The organism is Psychromonas sp. SR45-3 (genome assembly GCF_014163575.1).
In the GTDB taxonomy this organism is placed as follows: domain Bacteria; phylum Pseudomonadota; class Gammaproteobacteria; order Enterobacterales; family Psychromonadaceae; genus Psychromonas; species Psychromonas arctica.
This window is the reverse complement of record NZ_JACJDP010000077.1, coordinates 1-2,424: the sequence shown is the minus strand read 5'-3', so window position 1 is coordinate 2,424 and position 2,424 is coordinate 1. Positions and strand designations below refer to the sequence as shown.

1 protein-coding gene is annotated in these 2,424 nt (G+C 28.4%); it reads right to left on the bottom strand.

Annotated features, from left to right (window positions below; all coding sequences use genetic code 11):
• On the bottom strand, positions 1-1,912 hold a 1,912-nt coding region (locus H5084_RS19105), incomplete at its 3' end, for a hypothetical protein (protein WP_182692218.1).
• Between the last annotated feature and the right edge of the window lie 512 nt (positions 1,913-2,424).

The window sequence follows — 2,424 nt, the reverse complement described above, 5'->3', positions numbered from 1 at the left end:
CAAGGAGATTAGCAAGGACCTTAACTCGATCTAAAACTTTATCATTTTCTGACTTGTACCTTAATCCTTCTAATACATTTAAATCACAGATGTTTTCAAGTAAATATAACTGCTTATAATTCTTTGGATAAAGCTCACTTGGATGTGAAATAGAAAATTGTTCAAGATAATCTTGCAAGTACAAGGATATTGTTTGATATTCGGTATAATTTCCTTTTACTAGTAAATATATGGTGATTACTAAATCAATATTATAAAAGTCTTTTTCTCCATCATATTCATCAATTTCATCGAAAATATGTTGCTTTGGTAACTTCCATATATTTTGGGGATCTTTAAAATATAAGTCTACTATATAGGATGATGCCTCATCTATATTACCTAACTTTACAATAGATAATGCTATTTTTGCCGTCACTTCATCTCGCAAATGAATGGGGGCATTTACAATTTTTCTATATAGTTCTATCGCTTCATGGTAATTATTATCTAGGAAGCACTGGTCAGCTTTCCATTTTAATTTTCTATACTCGGGAACATTTAAATAATTTATTATATGGTTCTTTGAATCATTAATCATTTGACACAAATGTTCTTTTATCTCTACATCTACTCTAAATGGACTGTTTAGAGATCCACTTACATCCATAAATCTATACAACTCGTAAACTTTTTTCTCATCACGACAAACATCTACTTTTAGCTCAATAAGTTTAACTATCAGGGTTACATCGATACAATTGAATTGTTGAAATAAACGATTCAAGTTAGATAAACTAGATTTACTTCTATTTAAAATTAATTTTTTCATCCCTGAAATTATTTCATAAAGCAAACTACCTTCAGAGAATATGATGTCTTTCTTTGCTTCAGATAATGCATTTGCATAAAACTCATAAAGGTTTGAAAAATCTGGCCATTTTATTAGGTGAACTTCACATTTACCAATTACAGAGTTAAAGTCCCCTTTGATGTATGTATCGCATACATCGACGAAAACAGTATCTTTCTCTGTTAAGACATTTTTATTTTCATGAAAAAAAACGATACCTTTAATTTTATCATCGTATATTTTTCCTGTTAAATTAATAACAGCATTGTATATAACATTCGTTACATCATTTTTTGCGAAGCACGTAGTTGCCATTCGTAAGAGTGCATTGTATTTATCTACAATATTGCAAGTATAGACGTATTCAAACACTGCTTTATAATCGCTATTATCAAGGTTTACAGGATTAAACCTAAACATGAACTCAAGTGCCTTACACTCATTTCCAAAAGGTATGCCTTCAATTATCGCCTCAAATAAATAATTATTTCTTTTTGTTCTTTGTCTTTTATTTGCACTTTCTAGCAATACATCTAAATCTCTCTCTTCGTAAGAGCGATTAACATTCCCATAAAGAAATCTGTGTAATTCTAATAATTCTTCATCTCGATCAAGCAGCGATAATAAAGTAAACTTCAACTGTATATACCAGTATGAATAGCCTGTATGTATTAAAACTCTATCAAGACATGTTAAAGCATCTTCATAATCACCTAATAATATGAATTTTTCTACTTCATCCCTTATTTCAATATAAATGTTAATTAAATTCTTAAATTTAATTAACTGAGAAGTAAGCAAAAATACATCTTGTTCTAATGTTTTGTATTTAACCTGCTTAATATGTCTTTGAATATTCTTTGAAAAATACTCCGGGGAGTCAAAAAAGTACCTTTTAAATAAAGGATTTTTACATTTTTTTAAAAAGTGATTTTCGAATTTATCAATTTCATTAATATGAGATAGTTCTATCAAACTATTTTGATTAATAGTTTCTAGGTTTAAAGAATTTAATGGTGAGTTTGCCCTTTTTTTGTTTTTTTTATTTACACGTTTACTTTTCTTATTTTTATTCGACATATCTTCCACCAAAAAAATATTAAAAATTTATATGTACAGCATTCTACTATGTTTTAATAAAATGATCTTAATGAGATTAGGCGTAAATGAGATGTATTAAGTAATATAAATTAATGTGAAGTTTGTTATAACTTAATAAGTTTTATCTCTAATTTAGAATAAACCAACAACTTTTCTAACTCGTTTTGTGCCCCTTTGCGAGTTAAAAAGCTAAGACACTTACGCCCCCCTCCCCCCCGAAGTGCCTTACACAATGTGAATTTTAGTAACCTTGTGAAGCACGAGGAAAACTAAAAACGCGGACATCCATTAATTTATACAACCAAAAACAAAGCTATTTTCATTAGTCAAAAATAAAAGTAATTACGAAAATAGTTTATTTAATCGTGAAATATATAAATTTGAGGGAGTTTGTGACAAATAATGGCTTTTTCAAATATGAAAAATTTTAGCGGTAGCTAATAGATGAGTTTATTATGTTGTGAAAAGAAAAATGTACTGGTTAATGCAGT